Raw genomic sequence first — 18,430 nt, 5'->3', positions numbered from 1 at the left:
CGATGCTCACCCGAACCCAGGTGCTGCTGCTCGCCGGTTTCGGCGCGCTCGCCCCGCTGTCCATCGACATGTACCTGCCCGCCATTCCCCAGCTCGCCGGGGAGCTCGGCATCACCGCGCAGCAGGCCGGGCAGAGCGTGTCGATCTTCTTCGCCGGGCTGGCGGCGGGGCAGCTGATCGCCGGTCCCCTGTCGGACAGGCTGGGGCGCAAGCCGCTCATCATCGGGGGATTGCTGCTCTATCTCGCCGGATCGGTCGCCGCCTGCCTCGCGCCGGATTTCGCGATGCTGATGGCCGCGCGACTGCTTCAGGCGCTGGGGGCCTGCTCGGTGACGGTGGCCGGGCGCGCGGTGGTGCGGGACAAGCTGGATCACCGGGAATCGGCGCGCCTCTTCTCCCTCCTCGCGCTGATTGGCGGGGTGGCGCCGATCCTCGCGCCCAGCCTCGGCAATCTGGTCATCAGCTTCGGCGCGTGGCGCTCCATCTTCGGCGCGATGGCGGCGGGCGGCGTGCTGCTGCTCGCCGGGGCGGCCTTCCGCCTTGCCGAAACCCGCTCCGCCGCCACCGCCGCGCAGGCGCGGGGCGAGCATCCGTTCCGCTCCTACCGCCAGCTGCTCGGCAACCGGCTGTTCCTCGGCAATCTGCTGGCCGCGTCGTGCAACAGCGCCTGCATGTTCGCCTATATCGCCACCTCGCCCGCCGTGCTGATGGAGGATTATGGCGTCAGCCGCACCCATTTCGGGCTGCTCTTCGCGCTCAACGCGATCGGGCTGGTCGCGGCGAACCAATTGAACCGCATCCTGCTGAAAAGCCGCTCGCCGGACCGGATGCTGCGCGGGTCGGCGCGCAACGCCATCCTGCTCGCCATCGCCTTCACGCTGTTCGCGCTGACGCGGGCGGGCGGGCTGTGGACGCTGCTGCTGCTGCTGTTCCTCGTCATATCGAGCGTGGCGGTGGTGCAGGCCAATACGCTGGCGGGAGCGCTGGCGGTGGACGCCACGCGATCCGGCGCGGCATCCGCGCTGTTCGGCGGCGCGACCTTCGCGGCGGGCACGCTCGCCTCGTGGATCGCCAGTTCGCTGGGCTGGGGCGGCGGCGCGGGACTGGCGATCACCATCGCCGCCTGCCTTGTCGGATGCGCGGCGGCCATCCTGCTATGGGCGGCCAAGGGCGGACATCAGGCTGGCTAGCAGCCGTCAGAGGCCGTCCCACGGCAGCGGCTTTTTCCAGGGCAGCAGGGCCTTGTCCCAGCCGCTGATGCTGAAGCGGCGGAAACGCCATAGCCCGTCCGCGCGCACGCAGTCGGCGACGAAATAGCCGAGGCTGCGGACGAAGCGGGCCCCGGTCTGCGGATTGGCGCCGAAATGCGTCGCATAAGCATAGGCGATGCAGCCCGCGCCATCGGGCACGAAGCGGAACTGGCCCGCCTCGTGCAGCCAGTCGTCGCCATCCTTCTCGCGCAGCGCGACCAGATAGCGGAACCATCGGGCGATGGCCTCCCTGCCCCGATGCGCGACGCCCATGCCGACGACCAGCGCATCGCCGGTGAACAGGTCGAGAAACGCCTCCTCGTTGGTGCAGTCGAAGCTCCAGCAGAAGGCGGAGAACAGGTCGATCACGGCGGCCCGGTCGCTTTCGGTGAAGGCGGCGGGCCGCGCGGCATCCGCCCCGCCCGCCGCCCCACCCGCCGCCATCGCCGCGCCAAGGCCCGCGACCGCCGCGAGCGCGCGTCTGCTGAAAACTATTTCATTGGCCATGAAGCTGATCTCCGATGTTGGGGATGAAAAGTCGGGGTTTGCAGCAGAAACGGGGCCTTGCCGTTACCGTCACCCTGAACTTGTTTGGCTGCGCTGGCCCTGCTCAGGGTCCATTTCGCGGATTGACCGTTGGTCTGTCAGGCTTGATGGATGCTGAAACAAGTTCAGCATGACGGGTGAGGCTATGTCGTCTGACCACCCCGAAGCGGTCATATATTTTCCCCCGTCATGCCAGCGCAGGCTGGCATCTCGGGAGGCGGCGCGCGACATGGCCTGAGACCCCAGCGTTGACCTTCGGCCCCCTTCGGGTCGCCGGGGTGACGAATGCAGGAGGGGCAAGCAGCTTTGCACGCCGCATAGCCACCACAAAAAAGGGGCCTTTCCCGGTGGAAAGGCCCCAAGGGGATCAGAAGCTGATGTTCAGCTCGACGCCCAGTTCTCGCGGGCGGCCGACGTCCAGCATCGTGAAGCCGAACAGCGCGTCGTGCGGCTTGGTCGTGCCATAGGCGGGCTTGGATGCCGGGCCGGACGGGTCGAAGCCGCCGGTGAGATAATATTTGTCGAGCAGGTTGGTGCCGAACAGCGCGAAGCTCCAGTTCCTGCCGGAGCGATATTCGATGCGCCCGTTCAGCAGCCCGTAGGACGGCAGCATCAGCATGTTGGTCGGCGTCGAGGTGCTGGCCTGCTTGTCCTTCCAGCCCCAGTCGGTGTTGAACACCAGCTCCGCGTCGTCCTTCAGCGGATGCCGGTAGGTGGCGCCGATGGAGTAGGAGATCTTCGGGCTGCGCAGGAACGGCGTGCCCACGCCGATGGTGCCCGCGGTCTGCGCCGCGATATTGCCGTCATATTTCGACTTGGTGTAGCCGAAGCTGCCGCGCACCATCAGCTCCGGCGTCACGGCGGCCAGCGCGTCGATCTCCAGCCCCTTGACGGTGGCGTCCGCATTGGTGGTGTAGGCGAAAGGCGGCGGCGTGTTGTCGATCAGCTGGACCTGCATGTCGTTATAGGTCGTGTAGAAGCCGGTGATGTTGACGCGCAGCCTGCGGTCCAGAAATTCGGAACGGATGCCGGCCTCATAGGTCCACAGCTTCTCGGGCTGATATTCGGTCAGGCCGCAATTGACGATGCCCGGCGCGGCGCAGTTGCGCTGGATCGTGTCGTTGAAGCCGCCGCCCTTGAAGCCCATCGCCGCCGACTGATAGGTCATGATGTCGCGCGTCCAGCGCTGCTCCAGGCTGAAGCGCGGCGAGACGTTGCTCCAGCTGCCCGACACCGAATAGGGCGCGGGCAGGCCGCCGACGATGTTCCGCCCGTCGCGCTCGGTGGTATAGTCCTTCTTGTCCTTGTTCCAGCGCAGGCCGACCGTCGCGCTGAAGCGGTCGGTGAAGCTGAAGGTGCCCTGGCCGAACACGGCGAGGCTCTCGGTCGTGATATATTTGTTCTCCATCTGGCCGGGCTGGCCGTCGGAGCCGATCGCGCCGCCGGACGGGTCGAAGCGGCGGCGATAATCGTCCGCCTGGTCGTGATAGTAGAAGGCGCCGACCACCCATTTCAGGCGCCCGTCCAGCGAGTTGCCGGTGAACTGGAATTCCTGCGTATAATATTCGATGTCGATCGTCTCCCACAGCGCGTTCAGCCAGATGGGCGTGCGGTCCCAGTCCTGCTTCATCGTCTGGTGGACATCGCGATAGCCGGTCAGCGACTTGAAGGTGATGTCGTCGGTCAGCTCATAGCTGATGGTCGCCGCCAGACCCAGGCCGCGATAGGTGTTGCGGTCGAGATCGCCGCCATAGACCGAATATTTGCCGGTCGTCGTATAGCCCGCGAAGTCGGACGCGGCGTTGGTCCAGCCCGAGGCGGAGGCCGACGGGTTGAGGTTGCGCATCGACAGATAGGCCGCGGCGCTGAGCGGCGGATGCCCCGGCCCCTGAATGCCGTAGAGGGCGCTGGGATAGATATCCGTCACCGAATAGCTGGAAATGGTGGTGGGAGAGCCATGGTCGCTGGTCCGCACCGAATCCGCCGAAAGGTTGACGGTCAGGCGGCTGGTGGGCTTCCATTCCACCTGCCCGCGCACGGCGGTGCTGTTTTCGTTGCCGGTCTTGATGCCGTCGACCAGCCGCGTGATATAGCCGTCGCGGTTCTTGCTGGAGAAGGAAATGCGCGTCGCCAGCGTATCGGCGAGCGGAATGTTGACCGTCGCGCTGAGATCGCGCCGGTTGCGGGAGCCGAGCACGCCGCGCGCATTGCCCTCGAACTCGTCGGTGGGCCTCTTGGTGATGTAGCGCACCGCGCCGCCCGCCGTGTTGCGGCCGAACAGCGTGCCCTGCGGGCCGCGCAGCACCTCCATCCGGTCCACGTCGAGCAGGTCGAGCAGCGCGCCGTTGGGGCGGGCGAACAATATATCGTCGATATAGACGCCGACCGCGCTTTCCTGCGTCACGAAACCAGAGCCCGCGCCGCCGATGCCGCGGATCGAGAAATTCGCCACCGCATTGCCCTGCCCGCCGGTGCCGCCGACGCTGAGGTTCGGGACGAAGGTGTCGAAGCCCTGAAGGCTGTCCACGCCCATGGTGGCGAGCTGGTTGCCGTCGACCGCGACGATCGAGATCGGCGTTTCCTGAAGGCGCTGGTCATATTTCTGGGCGGTGACGACGATGTCGGCCAGACCTTCGACCCTTGTTTCGGCGCCCCTTGTTTCGGCGCCCCCCGCATCGGCGGCGGTCTGGGCCGCCGCGCCGCCGGCCGCCATCAGCGCCAGCACCGAAATCCCCACGGCGCCGCAGCGCGCACGGTTTGAAACCAACCTGTTCATGCAAAACTCCTCCCCATCAGGTCATGAAATTCACCGCCCGCTTCTGCGGCGGCCGCCTGCTTTACTCATGCTGCCCGCATCGAATCATCGATCCGTACCCTTGCGGTTCCGTTATCGTCGGACAATCGATTCAGGGCATGGACAAAATGATCGTCCTACAAACAGTCGAAGTCAATGCAATTTTTCGTTCTATCTTATATGTTGTTTTATAAGGATATTTTTGAATATCGCGATATCCCGACGCCTGAATCATCGACGATATTCGGATTTTTTGTAGGACGACAAAGCATTTAACGCCTCCCCATGGGGGCATTCCATTCATGGTCCGCCCGCGCAGGCATCGCGCACTAGCGCCGCTTTGGTAGGGAAAATATGTCGGACGAAACCGAATTTCATGCTCAATCAGATTGGGTAAGAATCCCACATTTTTCATAAAAACCATGAATTTCAATATTTTGGTCCGATATCGTCCGGCTTGCATTTCATAATCTTTTGTCCTACGATATTTTCACAATCTGGCGGCTCCACGCTGCCCGGAACCGGAATCTCAACCAGAAAAGCGCCGAAGGCGGCAGGCCGCCCGGAATTCCACCCGGCCGGCGGGTCCGCGAAATGGCGAAACGGGTCTTCCGCGACAGGAGGAGGGGAAATTGAATCAAAAACTATCGGGTTCGGAACGAAGATTCGTCATCGCCGTCTATGGCGCCCAGTTCTTTCTGGGCGGGTGGTTCCTGTTCCACGGCGCCAATCACTGGCTCCAGTTCTTTCCCCAGCCGCCCGGCTCCTCCTCCGTGTCGGGCCAGCTGATCGGCGCCCTCATCCGGTCCGGGCTGTTCGACGTGGTGAAGCTGATCGAGGTGGTGGCGGGCATGATGCTGCTCGCCAACCGGGCAGTGCCGCTGGCGACCGTCATCGGCTTTCCGGTGACGCTGTCGATCGCCCATCTCAATATCGCGGTCAACGGCGATCCGTTCAGCCTCGCCACCGGCGTCATCATCATCGCGCTGCACAGCCTGGTCGCGCTCGGCCATCTGGACAAATACGCCTCCATGCTGGTCGTCGCCAATGGCGACCCGTCGAGCCGGGGGCTGCGCGACATGTTCGGCAAGGGGGAGGTGCGCCAATGATCATGCGCGGATGGCTGCATATCTTCAGCATAGCGGCGGGCATAGCCGCGCCGGTGGCGATAACCCTCTGGTCGACCAGCGATTTCGGCGTGCGCAGCCGCGCCCATTATGCGGCGGTGGAGCAGCAGTCGGCCGAAAGGTCGATGAGCGCGCGCGACGTGGTGATGGCGTTCGACACGCTGGCGTTCGGGGAGCGCAAGCCCCGCGAGGCCGTGCTGCGCTATGTCGCGGCCGAAGCGGTCGATCATCATCAGGATATCAGGGGCGACCGGCAGTCGATGATCGAAATGCTGGAGAGGAAAGACTGGTCCGGGACCAGTCCCCGCCGGACGATCAGGCATGTCGTGGCCGAAGGCGACTTGGTCGTCGTTCACCATCATCTGGTGCGCCAGCCCGGAACGCCCGGCATCGCCGCGGTGGACATGTTCCGCGTGAAGGACGGCCGGATCGTCGAACATTGGGACGTGCTGCAACCGATCGCGGCAAACAGCCCCAATCGGGCCGGTCCCTTCTGATGGGGGCCGCGCATCAGGGTGGAGGGGGCGGCTTCCTCGCCCGGTCGGAGCTTGCCGTGCGCTGGCTGCTGGGCATCCAGTGCCTGCTGTCGGGCATCAACTGGTGGTACAAGATCCTGCCCTTCCCCAATATGTTCGACCCGCCCGGCCTGCCGGTGAAGGCGGAAGTCGTCCGCGCGATGCTGGATTCGGGCTGGATGTTCACGGCGGCCAAGGCGGTGGAAGTGGCGCTGGGCCTCTCGCTGCTGTTCAACCGATATGTGCCGCTGATGCTGGTGGTGTCCTTCCCGGTCATCTTCCTCACCTTCATGCTCGACGCCAATTTCCTGCCCGCGCTGGGCGGCTATTGGCACGGCGACGCGCCGTTCCAGCACCTCGCCGCGAAGGTTCTGGACATGCTCTATTTCGGCGGCGCCTGCCTCGCGATGCAGGTCTTTCTGATGCTGAGCCATTTCGACCGCTACCGGCCGATGCTCATCGCCCGCGCCGCGCCGATGGACTGGAGCAGGCCATGAAGAGCAGGCTGATGACGGCGCTCGCCGTGCTTGCCCTGTTCCTCGGCGTCACGTCGACGGGGTGGATGCTCGCGGTCACGCGGGAATGGCTGCTGCCCTGGTCCACGTTCAAGATATTCCTGCCCGCCGGAACGGCACTGAAGCAGGATCGATAGGCCGCCGATCAATGTAGAACAATCATATATATATGGCAGGCAATACCATAGGGATCGCACAGGTCATTCCCTGTTTTATCTGATTTTCTTGCGCTTGCCTCTGCTTATAAAATGTCCTACATTATTTCAAAGTCCGGCGGAGGGCGGGCTGAAAAAGGCCGCCTCGCGAAGCGGACAGACAGGAAAAGGATATCCCGATGGGCGTCAAACAACTCGGCTACCTGATCTTCGACCTTGCCCCCGATACGCGCGACGGCATGAGGACCATCTTCGGCCAATTGTTCGAAGCGCCGCTGGCCGACCGGCCCGACGGCGCCGCGCTGGTGCGGCTGGACGGGCGCGATTTTCGCATCATGCTGCGCAACGGCGCGGAAAACAAATTGGCGGCGATAGGCTGGGAAGTGGGAAGTCCGGCGGAGCTGGACGCGCTGGCCGCGCGGCTCGCCGCCGAAGGGATCGCCTGCGACGCCCTCGACCCGAATCTGTGCGAGGACCGCGCCGTCCGCAGCGCCATCCGCTTTCAGGATCCCGACGGCTTCCCGCTGGAGTTGTTCGTCGACCGCCCCTTCGCGCGGGATACGGAAACCGCCGGGAAATTCGTCTGCGGCGAGGAAAGCGACGGCGCGTTCGGGCTGGGCCATATCGTCCAGATCTGCCGCGACCGCGCGCAGTCGCAGCGCTTCTACATCGATGTGCTCGGCTTCGATCTCAGCGACCGCATCAAGTGGGACGCCGCCGATCTCTTCTTCCTGCATTGCAACCGGCGGCATCACAGCATCGCCCTGTCGAACGAGGCCTTCGGCCTGAAGGCGGGCATGATCGACCATTTCATGATCGAGGCGCGGTCGAAGGCGCAGGTCGACAGCGCCTATGAGAAGCTGGCCGGGCTCGGCTTCAAGGTGTCGCAGACCCTGGGCCAGCACACCAATGACGAGGTCTATTCCTTCTACATGATGGCGCCGACCGGCTTCCGCGTCGAATTCGGCTATGGCGGCAAGACCATCGGCGACCCCGCCGACTGGCAGGTCGTCGAATATGATGCGCCCAGTTCCTGGGGCCATGAGCTGGTGCACCCGGAATGACGGAAGGCCGGGGCCGAAGCTGGCGGCAGCGGAAAGGCATGACATGTTCGTCGTGATCGGCACCTTCACCGGCGGCTTCATGGGCGGCGCGCCGTCCGAAGGGCTTTATGTGTTCGAGGTCGATCCCCGGCGCGGCGACTGTCGCCCCGTGCAGACGGTCGGTGGCCTCGTCAGCCCGTCTTTCCTGTGCCGCCACCCGTCAAGGCCGCTGCTCTATTCGGTCGAGCGCCAGTTCTCGGCGGACCGGGCCGATGAGGGCGGGCTGACGACCTGGCGGATGGACCCGGCGACCGGCCGTCTCGAACAGCTCGGCCGCTGTCCTTCGGGCGGCGCCTTCACCGCGCATGTCGCCATCACGCGCGACGGGCGGGTCGTGACGACCGCCAACCCGCTCGGCCCCACCGTCGCTTCCTTCCTGCTGGACGAGGACGGCGTGGCGCGCCGGCCCAGCAGCATCGTCACCCATCATGGCCGCGGCGCGCGGGAGCGCCAGTCGGCCCCATGGCCGCACAGCAGCTTCGCGGATGCCGAGGGCGCCCGGCTGCTCGCCTGCGATCTGAGCCTCGACCGGGTGATGCTCTACGATATCGGGCGGGAGGACGGGCGGCTGGAGCCGTCACGCCAGCCCTTCGCGCAGGTCAGCTCCGGCGCGGGGTGCCGCCATCTCGCTTTCCATCCGGACGGCCGCTTCGTCTACGTGGTCAATGAGCTGGATTGCAGCCTTTCGGTCTTTGCCTATGACGCGGAGACGGGCAGCCTGATCGTCAGACAAACCGTCCCGACCGTCCCCGGCGAGGCCGTCGACACCAGCCAGCCCGCCGAGATCGCCGTTCATCCGGCGGGGCATTGCCTCTACGTCACCAATCGCGGGCATGAGAGCGTGGCGGTCTTCGCCATCGATGCGGAGGACGGCCGCGTCCGCCTCATCGGCCATGAGCCGACGCTCGGCGATACCCCCCGGCACATCGCGCTGTCCCCGGACGGCGCCCATGCCTTCGTCGCCAACCAGCTGAGCGGCGAGGTGGCCGTGTTCGTGATCGACGCGGCATCGGGGCGGCTGACGGCAACCGATTGCCGGATTTCCGTGCCCAGCCCTTCCTGTTGCCTTGTCTGGTGATGATTGAAGCGAGGATCGCTTTGGTTGAGAGGCGATTTTCTCCCAACTTCCGTTCGGGCTGAGCCTGTCGAAGCCCTGTCCTTCCTAAACGGAAAGTACAGCCCTTCGACAAGCTCAGGGCGAGCGGTTCTTGAGGTCAGCTTCCGGCCGCAACTCCGCAAAAAGGGCGAGGGATTACCCTCGCCCCTGTTTCGGCAATCCGAAAGCTCACTGCGCCGGCTGGGCCGACCAATATTCGACGATCCTGCCGCCCCGGACGCGATAGATCTGGACGACGGGCGCGCCCGCCGCTTCCGCCCCGGCCATCGCGGACTGGACCATCACCAGGCTGGCATTGGCGGAGAGGCTGCGCGCGGGCAGATCCTGCGTGCGTTCCGCATCCGCCCGCGCGGCTTCGGCAAAGGACGCCGCGCCTTCCCGCATCACGCTGCGATGGGTCACCACGTCGGGCGCGACAAAGCCATCCAGTACAGCGCCCTGGCCCTTTTCCGCCAGCGCCTTTTCCAGCCCTTCCACCACCTGCTTGGGGGTCGCGACCACCTCATAATCGGCGCCCGTGCGCAGCGTGCCCATGGTCAGCCCCGCGGGCACGCCGACACCAAGGACGATCGCGGCGACATGCACCCATCCCCGCATCACCTTATCCGACATCATAGTCTCCGTTGTTCCCGTATACTTCACTTCAGGCCCTCGCGGAAAAGGCGTTGCAGGCCCTCGATCCCCGGATCTTCCGCATCATAGACGAGCATCGGCAGATAGCGGTCGAGATAGCCGACGGCCATGGTGATGTTCAGCAGGATGCTGATGATGCCGGTGACGATGCCGAAATTGTCGCCCATCGTGAAATTCATGAACGAAATCACGATGGTGATCGGGAAGGACACCGCGATCGCCAGCGGCACGAACCGGTTGACGAGCAGCAGCACGCCCGCCGCCACCTCGATCGCCTTGACGACATCGAACATGCCGCTGTCGATCAGCACGGAGATGAGGTCGCGCATCCCCTGCCCGCTGCCGGACGGCTGCACGAAGAATTGCAGCCAGTGGTTGAGGCCGTGGAACAGGAACCACCCGCCGAAGAAAAATTGCGCCGCATAGAAGAGCGCGGCCCAGCCCCTGGCTCTCGCCCCGGCCGGTTTTCCCGCCGCCGCTCCCGCCGGCATTTCCGAAGTTGACGGCATTTTCGCCCCTCCCCTCTCTCTTTTTCCCCGCGCCTGCCCGGCGCGGCGGACGGCCTTCTTCAGCGGATGATGCTGATGTCGTCGCCATTGTTGAAGCCGGGCAGCTTCCAGCCGTCCAGATCATATTCGTCCATGCACTGGTCGACGAAGCGCGTATAGTCCTGCGCCTGCCCCGTCCGCATCGCCTGGAACAGCGGCCCCATCAGCACGTCCTCATGGCCGCCCAGATAGTTGCGCTCATAGAGCTCGTGCCGCGCGCCGAATTCGCTGCTGACCGAATCCCACAGCAGCTTCATGGTCTTGGACCGCTCCACCGCGTCGATGCCGTCCGACCCGCGCAGATAGACCTCCAGATAGGGCCGCAGGTCCTCATTCCGGAAATCGACCGCATTGGAATTGAGGTAGATGAGGCTGGAGCTGCACACCTTCTGCACGATGTCGCGCATGCGCGTGTAGATATGCGGCCCCAGTCCGCGCAGCGTCGTGCCGTAGGTTTCGTTGAAGGTGATGAAGCCGTTGGGCAGCGGATCGGGGTTGGCGATCATCGCGTCGGTCAGGCCCCAGCAGGTGTTGCGCCACATGATCAGTTCGCCGATCAGCGCCTTCACCGTCCGCTGGTCCGCCGTGCCCGCGATCTTCGACGCCTTCAGCACCAGGCCGATGATGAATTCCAACTTCACGGTCAGGCGGGTGAAGCTCTGGATGCAGACGCGGCCCGTGGTGTTGGCGTCGCCGATCAGCCCGTCGGCGCGATCGACATCGCCGTAGAAGAACACATTCTCCCACGGGATGAACGCATTGTCGAACACCAGGATCGCGTCGTTTTCGTCGAGGCGGCTCGACAGCGGATAATCGAACGGGCTGCCGGTCGCGCCCGCCGCCAGCTCATAGGAATGGCGGCAGATCAGCTTGACGCCCGGCGTGTCCATCGGCGCGAAAAAGGCCAGCGCATATTCGCGCTTCTTCAGCATGCCGCGATTATGGGCGCAGAAATTCGCCTGCGTCAGCGCCGATCCGGTCGCGACCACCTTCGCGCCGCGCACATAGATGCCCGCGTCGGTTTCCTTCACCGCATGGACGAACACGTCGTCCACGTCATCGACCGCGCGATTGCGGTCGACCGGCGGGTTGACGATCGCATGGTTGAGGAAGAGGACCTTTTCCTGCGTTTCCTTGTACCAGTGCCGCGCAACGTCCTGATGCGGGCGGAAATGGTCGGGATTGGCGCCGAAGATGCCGGTGAAGGACGCCTTGTAATCCGGCGTCCGGCCCATCCAGCCATAGACCAGCCGCTGCCATGCGGCGATCGCCTCGCGCGAGGCGAGCAGGTCCTGCTGCGTGCGCGGGGCCTTGAAGAAATTATGGGTATAGCCGCCGCTGCCGGTATCGGTCGGGCTGGTCAGCACCGGCTGCATCGCCGGATCGTGCAGCGCGTCGTAGAGGCGGGCGATGGACTGCGCGGCGTTGCGAAAGGCCGGATGCGTGGTGACATCATCGACGCGCTTGCCGTAGATCCATATCTCGCGCCCGTCCTGAAGGCTTTGCAGATATTCCTTGCCGTTGGGCGGCCGCTTCACGACGCTTGCACTGGAAGCGTCGCCGGGAACGTCAAGCTGTGTCATCCGATCCTCACCCTCTCTCTATTCGTCATTCACTATCAAAGTCGCGCGGCGGGCCTCACGGCTCGATGCCGTAGCCGACCCCCTCGATCAGCGTGTCGTGCGTCGGCTTGCTGACCGGCGCGATGCCCGACAGGATGCGCGTCCAGTTCTCGCCGCCGTCGGAACTGAGGAAAATCTCGCCGCCGCTGGTCCCGGCGAGGATATCATATCCGCCGGGATGGGCGCAGAGGGTCATCGCCTCGACATTCGCCCGCCCTTCGGGGAAGCCGCCCCTGGGCGCGCGCCAGTCCCGCCCGCCATTTTCGCTGAGCATCACCGTGCCCTTGGCCGATTTCTCCTCGACCCAGAAATTGGGCGTCGCAAAGCCGCCGGACACCAGCATCCTGCTGTCGTCATCCGGCGCGAACAGCAGCTGGTCGGGATAGCCGATGCGGAAATCGCTGCCGGTCAGCTGTTCCCAGTTCACGCCGCCATTGGCGCTGTGGAAGATGCCGAGGCCGGTGGTGATGAATAGTTCATCGGCATTGGTCGGCCGCAGCAGCACCTGATGAATGTCCTTGTAGACGAAATGCTCATAATCGACGAATTCGTCGAGGTCGCTCCAGTTCCTGCCGCCGTCCACCGACTTCAGCAGCGCGCCTTGCTCGACACCGGCATAGAGGATGTCCGGGTTGCGCGGATCGACCGCCAGCGTCTTGAGATGCGGTTCATGCCCCGGCGCGGGGAAGCGCCAGGTGTCGTGCAGCGGGGCGGTGCGGACGCTGGCGAGATCCTGCCAGCTGCGGCCCTCGTCGGTGCTGCGATAGAGGCCGACCGGCTGCGTGCCGAGATAGAGCACGCTGGCATCGCCCTGCCGGTAACAGCGCAGCGAATAGATGCCGCCTTCCGCGATGCCGGCGGCGCGCGCTTCCCATGTCGCGCCCTCGTCCGGGCTGAACATCAGCGTTCCGGGCATCTGCGCGGCATAGAGGCCGCCTGTTGCCGGGTCGCGGGTCAGCGCCGAGATATGGCTGCCTTCCAGCATCGCCCGCTCCACCGACCAGCCGCCATCGGCTTGCCGCACGATCTTGAGGACGCCGTCGGTGGTGGCCACGAAGGCGGTCCGGACGGGGCCGGACAGCGTGAAATGATTGGTTCCGTTGGTAGACAGGCAGACGGTCGACACGGTCGGGCTTCCTTTCCTATGGGGTCGGCGGCGGCCGGGATCAGACGAAGCTGTTGCTGCGCGCGGGCGGCAGCCCCAGCAACGCCCGTCCGTAATTGGGCGCCGCGATATCGTCGGTGAAGGCATAGTGCGCCGCTCCGGCGTTCACGTCCCGCACCATCCGTTCGATGGAATTGCTGCGATAGATGCCGCTGCCGCCCGCGCCTTCGAACAGGCGGTTGGCCGCCGCGCGCGCCAGTTGCGGCGCGCTGGCGAGGTTGCGGCGGAACCGCGCATGGTCGAGCGGCGCCGCATCGGCGAAGCGCCCCTCGTCGATCCGGCGCGCATCGGCGAGGATCAGTTCGGCCGCCATCTCTATATCCTGCGCCGCGTGCGACAGGCGCGCGAAGGTGGTCGCCTGCCCCGCCGTCAGCTCGTCGTCGAAGCCCGCGATCCGGCCCTTCACCCCCGTAACCGCCTGATCCAGCAGGCCGCGCGCGACGCCGAGCGGCGACCCGACGATGGCATAGGGCGCCAGCGCGAAATAGGGCCAGTCGTAGAAGGCCGCCTCGGCGGCGGCGGGGCCGACCGCGGGACCGGCCAGATCCACCGCCCTGATCAGCCTGCTTTCCTCCACGAAGAGGCCGTCGATCACGATCGACCGGCTCTGCGTGCCGCGCATGCCCATGACGTCCCAGTCGTCCAGCTTTTCCAGCCGCTCCTGCTCGATCAGGCAGAAGGCCATCTGGCCCGCGTCCGGCCCGCTCTCGACGATCGCGTTGACCCCCACCCAGCGCGAATGGTCGACCCCGCTGCAAAAGCGGCCGCGCCCGCCCGTCAGCCGGTAGCCGCCCTCGACCGGCGTCGCCGTCCAGGCGTCGCGCAGGCGGAACACCACCGCCATATGGTTGCGCGGATCGGACAATATGTCCTGCTGCACGGCTTCGGGAAAGCGGGAGAGCATGTGGTTGTGGCCCGACAGGACGCCGAACACCCAGCCGGTGGAGCCGCAGACCGTGCCCAGTTCCATGACGACGGAAACCAGCGCCTCCCACCCCAGGGCCGAGCCGCCATAGGCGCGCGGGGTGAGCAGGCCGAACAGGCCCGCCTCCTCCAGCTCGCGGATCGTTTCGGGCGGAACGCAGCGCGCCGCATCGGCCTGCGCCGCGCGGGCGGCGATGCCGGGAAGCAGGGCCCGGACGGCCTCCACCGCCGCGTCCCTGTCGGCGAGCACGGGATAGCCACGCACGCTCCCGGCGGTTCCACTGCTTGTCGGAGAAAGATCTGTGACGGATGCCAAGGCGCGTTCCTCATCCCTATGGAGTGACTGACAAATATCTGCTTATGTTGTAGGACAATCTATCCAGCGCGATGCGGGGATGTCAAGCCCGCTCTGGACCGGCGGTCGAGCTATTATATCATCATGTTGATTTATAATGATTTTATAGGAGTTGTTTTCGGTATTTTCCGGCATTTCGAAATCAGGGCGTCGGACAGAGCTTTACGAAATGGTGCAAAAATCGTAGGACAAAATACACAGCATCAACGATTCCAGAAGGACGAGGAGTTTTTCATGTCCAGCCATCAGGCCCATCCGTCGCCGCCAGCGGCCGCGCCAACGCGGGCATTTCATCCTGACCGGGCGGCCCGCGCGGCCCGGCCTGTCTTCAAGCATTGAAAGGGGAAAGCCCTATGGCGACCAACGCCTGGATGGACGTGCAGATCGTCCAGAAACGCCTTGAGGCCGACGATATCGTCAGCCTGCTGCTGCGCGCCGTGGATGGCGCCCGCCTGCCCCTGTTCGAGGCGGGCGCGCACATCGACCTCGAAATCGCGCCGGACCTGATCCGCCAATATTCGCTGTGCAACAGGCCCGACGACGACCGGACCTACGAAATCGCGGTGCTGCGCGAACCGGCCTCGCGCGGGGGATCGGCCGCCATCCACGACAGGCTCCAGGTGGGCCAGACCGTCCGAATCAGCGCGCCGCGCAACCATTTCCCGCTGGATCATGCGGCGACGCACTCGCTGCTGTTCGCGGGCGGCATCGGCATCACGCCGATATTGTGCATGGCCGAGCGCCTGCACGGCGCGGGCGCAAGCTACGAGATGCATTATTGCGCCCGGTCGGCGGCGAAGATGGCCTATCGCGACGCCATCGCGGCCAGTCCGATCGCGGCCCGCAGCGTCCTGCATCTGGATGACGGCCCGGCCGGGCAGCAGATCGACCTCGCGCGCATCCTCGCCGATCCGGCCGCCGGAGCCCATGTCTATGTCTGCGGCCCCGCCGGTTTCATCAATGCCGTGCTGGAATGCGCCCGCGCGCAGGGCTGGGCCGAGGAGCAGCTGCATCGGGAATTTTTCGCGGCGCCGACCGACCGGCCCGCGCCGGAGGGCGCCGACGAAAGCTTCACGGTCACGCTCGCCAGCACCGGGCTGAGCGTGGAGATTCCCGCCGGCCGGACGATCGTGGACATATTGGGCGAGCAGGGCGTGTTCATCCCGACCTCCTGTTCGGAGGGGATTTGCGGCACCTGCGTTGTGCATGTGCTCGAAGGCGTGCCGGACCATCGCGACTATCTCCTCTCCGACGAGGAGCATGCGCGGGGCGACCGGCTGACGACCTGCTGCTCGCGGTCTAAAACGCCCCGGCTGGTGCTCGATCTTTAACCCTCCCAGAAAGGCATCATCATGCAGGAAACAGGCATATCCCCGGACGAAAACCTCTCCCGCCAGCTGAAGCTGGCGATGCGCGGTCTCGCCAGTTCGGTCACCATCCTGTCGACCGTCGACGCGCAGGGCCGCCGCAACGCGATGACCGCCACCTCGACCACCGCACTGACCATGGAGCCGCCCGCGATGCTGGTATGCGTGAACCGGGCGACATCCTTTTTCGCGGCGCTGAGCGAGGGGGCGGATTTCGCCATCAACATCCTCGCGGCCGATCAGGCGCCGCTCGCCACGCTGTGCGCCAGCGGCGCGAAGGGCGAGGACCGCTTCGCCTGTGGCGGCTGGCGCGAGGACGACCGGCGCATCCCCTATCTCGCCGATGCGCAGGCGGCCATCCTCTGCGCGCAGGACGGGCAGATGCGGTACGGCACGCATGCCATCGTCATCGGCAGGGTCCGCGCCGTGCACCTGCCCCGCGCCATCGATCCGCTGGTCTATGCCGACGGGGGCTATCGGGTGCTGGGCGGATAGGCGCGGCCGCCGCCGTCTCCGCCCTGCCCTGGCGCGCCCCGCCCCCTCAATCCAGCGGCGCGATGAGGATCGGCAGATGCTCGAAGCCGAATTCGTTGAAGGTGCCGCCGGTCAGCGGCGTCGGCGCGGTGTCCGGGTCCAGCTCGATCCGCGCCGCGCGCCGGCTGATGATGCGCAGCGCGGTGCGGGCCTCCAGCCGGGCGAGCCAGCTGCCGAGGCAGCTGTGGATACCCTGGCCGAAGGAGGAATGCATGCGCGCCTTGCGGTCCGGGTCGAATTCCTCGCCGTCGGGGAAATATTCCGGGTCGCGATTGGCCGAGGCCAGCAGCAGGCGGACGATGGACCCGGCCGGAATCGTCTCGCCGTGCAGCTCCACTTCCCGCGTGGTGATGCGCAGGATGCGGTGGAAGGACGGGCGGGTGCGCAGCACCTCCTCGATGAACGGCTCGATAAACGCCTCGTCCTCGCGCATGCGCGCCAGATCGTCCGGGCGCTGCGTCAGCATGTAGAGGCAGTTGCCGATCAGGTTCGTCGTCGTCGTATGCCCGGCGCCGAACAGCAGCGTCGCGAACTGCACCAGCTCGTCGGCGGAGAGGTCGCCCGCCCCATGGCGCTCGGCCAGCAGCGCGAAGATGCCGCCCGGCGCATAATCGCCCGTCTCGACCAGCCCCATGAAGAGGTTGCGGATATCGTCGCTCGCCCCCTGCGCCTCCGGCCTGGGCGTGGCGCCGAGGCGGATCGCCAGCGCATGCTCGGCCAGCAAATGGGTGAGGCCGCGAATATCCTGCACCTTCTCCACCGCGATGCCGAGCAGCTGCCCCATCATGGTGATGGTGAGCGGGCTGGCGAAATCGCGGATGCCGTCGCACCGGCCCGCCGTCAGGCACGGCTCGAACTGGCGGATCGCCGCCGGTTCCACCCGCTCGCTCATCGGCGCGACGGCGGTGCGGGTGAAGCGCTCGGCGACCATCCCGCGCAGCCGCGAATGCTCCGGCGGGTCGGCGAACAGCAGGCTTTTCGTCGGCGAGGTCTTGCTGGAATAGGTCCTGGGGTCCATCAGCACCGCCGAAATATCCTTGCGGCGGCTGAGCACCCAGCAGGGCTGGCCGCGGAAATCCGTCTTCAGCACCGGCTTCTGCTCGCGCAGCAGCGGATAGAAGGCATAGGGATCCGCCTGCACGGCGGGGTCGCTAAGGATGAAATCGTCGATCGATGGGGGCATGATGAAGGCTTCCTTTACGGGCGGCGGCGCGGCGGTCCTGCTCTCCGGTGCTTACCAGGGGTCGACCTGGCTTACGCCGAAGAAGCCGCCGGTGATCGGGTCGCCCTCCATCAGCGCGAGGCGGACGGCGGGCGACGCGCCCTGATCGACGGTCTGATGGCCGCGATGGCCGTTGAGGTCGGTGGCGGTGGCGCCGGGATTGGCGGAATTGACCGCGATGCCCGCTTCCCTCAGCTCCGCCGCGAGATGCACGGTCAGCATGTTGAGCGCGGCCTTGGACGCCGAATAGCCGAGCGACTTGACGAAGGCGAACTTCCAGTCGGCATTGCCCTGCTGCTGCAACGAGCCGAGGTCGCTCGACTGGTTGACGATGCGCGCGCCGGGCGACTTGCGCAGCAGCGGCAGCATCGCCTGGGTGACGGCCAGCGTGCCGAAGAAATTGGTTTCGAAGATGCGGCGCACCGCCTCCATATCGACGCTGCCGGGGCGGCCGTCGCGCGGGTCGTTGATGCCCGCATTGTTGATCAGCACGTCCAGCCTGCCGTCCTCCGCGTCGATGCGGGCGGCGGCGGCGGCGATCGTCGCCGGGTCGAGCAGGTCGATATGAACGGCCCGCACGTCCGCGCCGCCTTCGCGCAGCGTCGCGGCGGCGGCCTCGCCCGCTTCCGCATTGCGCGCGCCGAGCCATATCCGCAGGCCCGCCGCACCGAGCTGGCGCGCTATTTCATAGCCAATGCCCTTGTTGGCGCCGGTGATGAGGACGGTGCGGGCGGATGAAGCGTTCATGAGGGACTCTCCGGCTGTTCATGGTTCTACGGGCGGAACGGATATCGGCGACCGACCGCCTTTCGGCTTCCGGCCCGCCGCCCGTTCCTTCCAATGATGATAGTAGGATGGACCTCCGCGCAAACCCATGCCGGATCGACGCATAATTTTGCACGATCCTCTCAATCGCCCTGCTACCCCCGCTGCGCTAT

The 18,430-nt window shown here is 65.7% G+C and carries 18 protein-coding genes; 9 read left to right on the top strand and 9 right to left on the bottom strand.

The features are described from left to right. Positions 1–2 precede the first annotated feature (2 nt). Positions 3–1,190, top strand: a complete 1,188-nt coding sequence (locus GGR43_RS13825) for a multidrug effflux MFS transporter (protein WP_188072562.1) — start codon at positions 3–5, stop codon at positions 1,188–1,190. Between the two features lie 6 nt (positions 1,191–1,196). Here the strand turns inward: GGR43_RS13825 and GGR43_RS13820 are convergent, their stop codons facing one another. Beyond that, positions 1,197–1,757 carry a nuclear transport factor 2 family protein gene (locus GGR43_RS13820; protein WP_188072561.1) on the bottom strand — a complete coding sequence of 187 codons (561 nt, stop codon included), beginning with the start codon at positions 1,755–1,757 and terminating at the stop codon, positions 1,197–1,199. Between the two features lie 406 nt (positions 1,758–2,163). Further along, positions 2,164–4,572: a TonB-dependent receptor gene (locus tag GGR43_RS13815; protein ID WP_188072560.1), complete on the bottom strand. Its 2,409-nt coding sequence runs from the start codon at positions 4,570–4,572 to the stop codon at positions 2,164–2,166. Positions 4,573–5,222: 650 nt separating this feature from the next. On the opposite strand from GGR43_RS13815, the gene GGR43_RS13805 reads away from it, so the two are divergent. From GGR43_RS13805 to GGR43_RS13780, 6 genes are all read left to right on the top strand, one after another. Beyond that, positions 5,223–5,699 carry a hypothetical protein gene (locus tag GGR43_RS13805; protein ID WP_188072558.1) on the top strand — a complete coding sequence of 159 codons (477 nt, stop codon included), beginning with the start codon at positions 5,223–5,225 and terminating at the stop codon, positions 5,697–5,699. Further along, positions 5,696–6,214: a nuclear transport factor 2 family protein gene (locus GGR43_RS13800; RefSeq protein ID WP_188072557.1), complete on the top strand. Its 519-nt coding sequence runs from the start codon at positions 5,696–5,698 to the stop codon at positions 6,212–6,214. The genes GGR43_RS13805 and GGR43_RS13800 overlap by 4 nt, the downstream gene beginning before the upstream one ends. Continuing rightward, positions 6,214–6,729, top strand: coding sequence for a hypothetical protein (locus GGR43_RS13795; protein WP_188072556.1), 516 nt, complete (start codon positions 6,214–6,216; stop codon positions 6,727–6,729). Before GGR43_RS13800 ends, GGR43_RS13795 begins: the two co-directional genes overlap by 1 nt. Further along, on the top strand, positions 6,726–6,884 hold the full coding sequence (locus GGR43_RS13790; RefSeq protein ID WP_188072555.1) for a hypothetical protein: 159 nt from the start codon (positions 6,726–6,728) through the stop codon (positions 6,882–6,884). Before GGR43_RS13795 ends, GGR43_RS13790 begins: the two co-directional genes overlap by 4 nt. A 197-nt stretch (positions 6,885–7,081) precedes the next feature. Beyond that, entirely contained in the window at positions 7,082–7,966 is an 885-nt protein-coding gene (locus GGR43_RS13785) for a VOC family protein (RefSeq protein WP_188072554.1), read from the top strand. Between the two features lie 43 nt (positions 7,967–8,009). After that, positions 8,010–9,083 (top strand): lactonase family protein, encoded by a 1,074-nt coding sequence (locus GGR43_RS13780; RefSeq protein ID WP_188072553.1) that lies wholly within the window; start codon positions 8,010–8,012, stop codon positions 9,081–9,083. Positions 9,084–9,290: 207 nt separating this feature from the next. Here GGR43_RS13780 and GGR43_RS13775 read toward each other — a convergent pair whose 3' ends face one another. From GGR43_RS13775 to GGR43_RS13755, 5 genes are read right to left on the bottom strand one after another with little or no spacing between them, the layout of a single operon-like run. After that, positions 9,291–9,737 carry a hypothetical protein gene (locus GGR43_RS13775; protein WP_188072552.1) on the bottom strand — a complete coding sequence of 149 codons (447 nt, stop codon included), beginning with the start codon at positions 9,735–9,737 and terminating at the stop codon, positions 9,291–9,293. A gap of 23 nt (positions 9,738–9,760) precedes the next feature. Next, the gene (locus tag GGR43_RS13770; RefSeq protein WP_223177451.1) at positions 9,761–10,264 is read right to left on the bottom strand and encodes a hypothetical protein; all 504 of its coding nucleotides are present in this window, start codon (positions 10,262–10,264) and stop codon (positions 9,761–9,763) included. Between the two features lie 59 nt (positions 10,265–10,323). After that, the gene (locus GGR43_RS13765; RefSeq protein WP_188072550.1) at positions 10,324–11,886 is read right to left on the bottom strand and encodes a 4-hydroxyphenylacetate 3-hydroxylase N-terminal domain-containing protein; all 1,563 of its coding nucleotides are present in this window, start codon (positions 11,884–11,886) and stop codon (positions 10,324–10,326) included. A gap of 55 nt (positions 11,887–11,941) precedes the next feature. After that, positions 11,942–13,051 (bottom strand): WD40/YVTN/BNR-like repeat-containing protein, encoded by a 1,110-nt coding sequence (locus GGR43_RS13760; protein ID WP_188072549.1) that lies wholly within the window; start codon positions 13,049–13,051, stop codon positions 11,942–11,944. A gap of 40 nt (positions 13,052–13,091) precedes the next feature. Then, entirely contained in the window at positions 13,092–14,279 is a 1,188-nt protein-coding gene (locus tag GGR43_RS13755) for an acyl-CoA dehydrogenase family protein (RefSeq protein WP_188072548.1), read from the bottom strand. A gap of 443 nt (positions 14,280–14,722) precedes the next feature. Here GGR43_RS13755 and GGR43_RS13745 point away from each other — a divergent pair, with 443 nt between their 5' ends. Beyond that, a complete protein-coding gene (locus tag GGR43_RS13745) occupies positions 14,723–15,700 on the top strand; it encodes a PDR/VanB family oxidoreductase (RefSeq protein WP_188072546.1) in 978 nt (325 codons plus the stop codon). A gap of 21 nt (positions 15,701–15,721) precedes the next feature. Continuing rightward, on the top strand, positions 15,722–16,231 hold the full coding sequence (locus GGR43_RS13740) for a flavin reductase family protein (RefSeq protein WP_188072545.1): 510 nt from the start codon (positions 15,722–15,724) through the stop codon (positions 16,229–16,231). 46 nt (positions 16,232–16,277) lie between these two features. Here the strand turns inward: GGR43_RS13740 and GGR43_RS13735 are convergent, their stop codons facing one another. Together GGR43_RS13735 and GGR43_RS13730 are read right to left on the bottom strand one after the other, a co-directional pair. Next, entirely contained in the window at positions 16,278–17,453 is a 1,176-nt protein-coding gene (locus GGR43_RS13735) for a cytochrome P450 (protein WP_188072544.1), read from the bottom strand. Positions 17,454–17,504: 51 nt separating this feature from the next. Then, entirely contained in the window at positions 17,505–18,239 is a 735-nt protein-coding gene (locus tag GGR43_RS13730; protein ID WP_188072543.1) for an SDR family NAD(P)-dependent oxidoreductase, read from the bottom strand. Between the last annotated feature and the right edge of the window lie 191 nt (positions 18,240–18,430).

Source organism: Sphingobium jiangsuense, from assembly GCF_014196495.1.
GTDB classification, from domain to species: domain Bacteria; phylum Pseudomonadota; class Alphaproteobacteria; order Sphingomonadales; family Sphingomonadaceae; genus Sphingobium; species Sphingobium jiangsuense.
The sequence above is the reverse complement of the archived record's forward strand: the minus strand, read 5'-3'. Positions and strand labels throughout refer to the sequence as shown.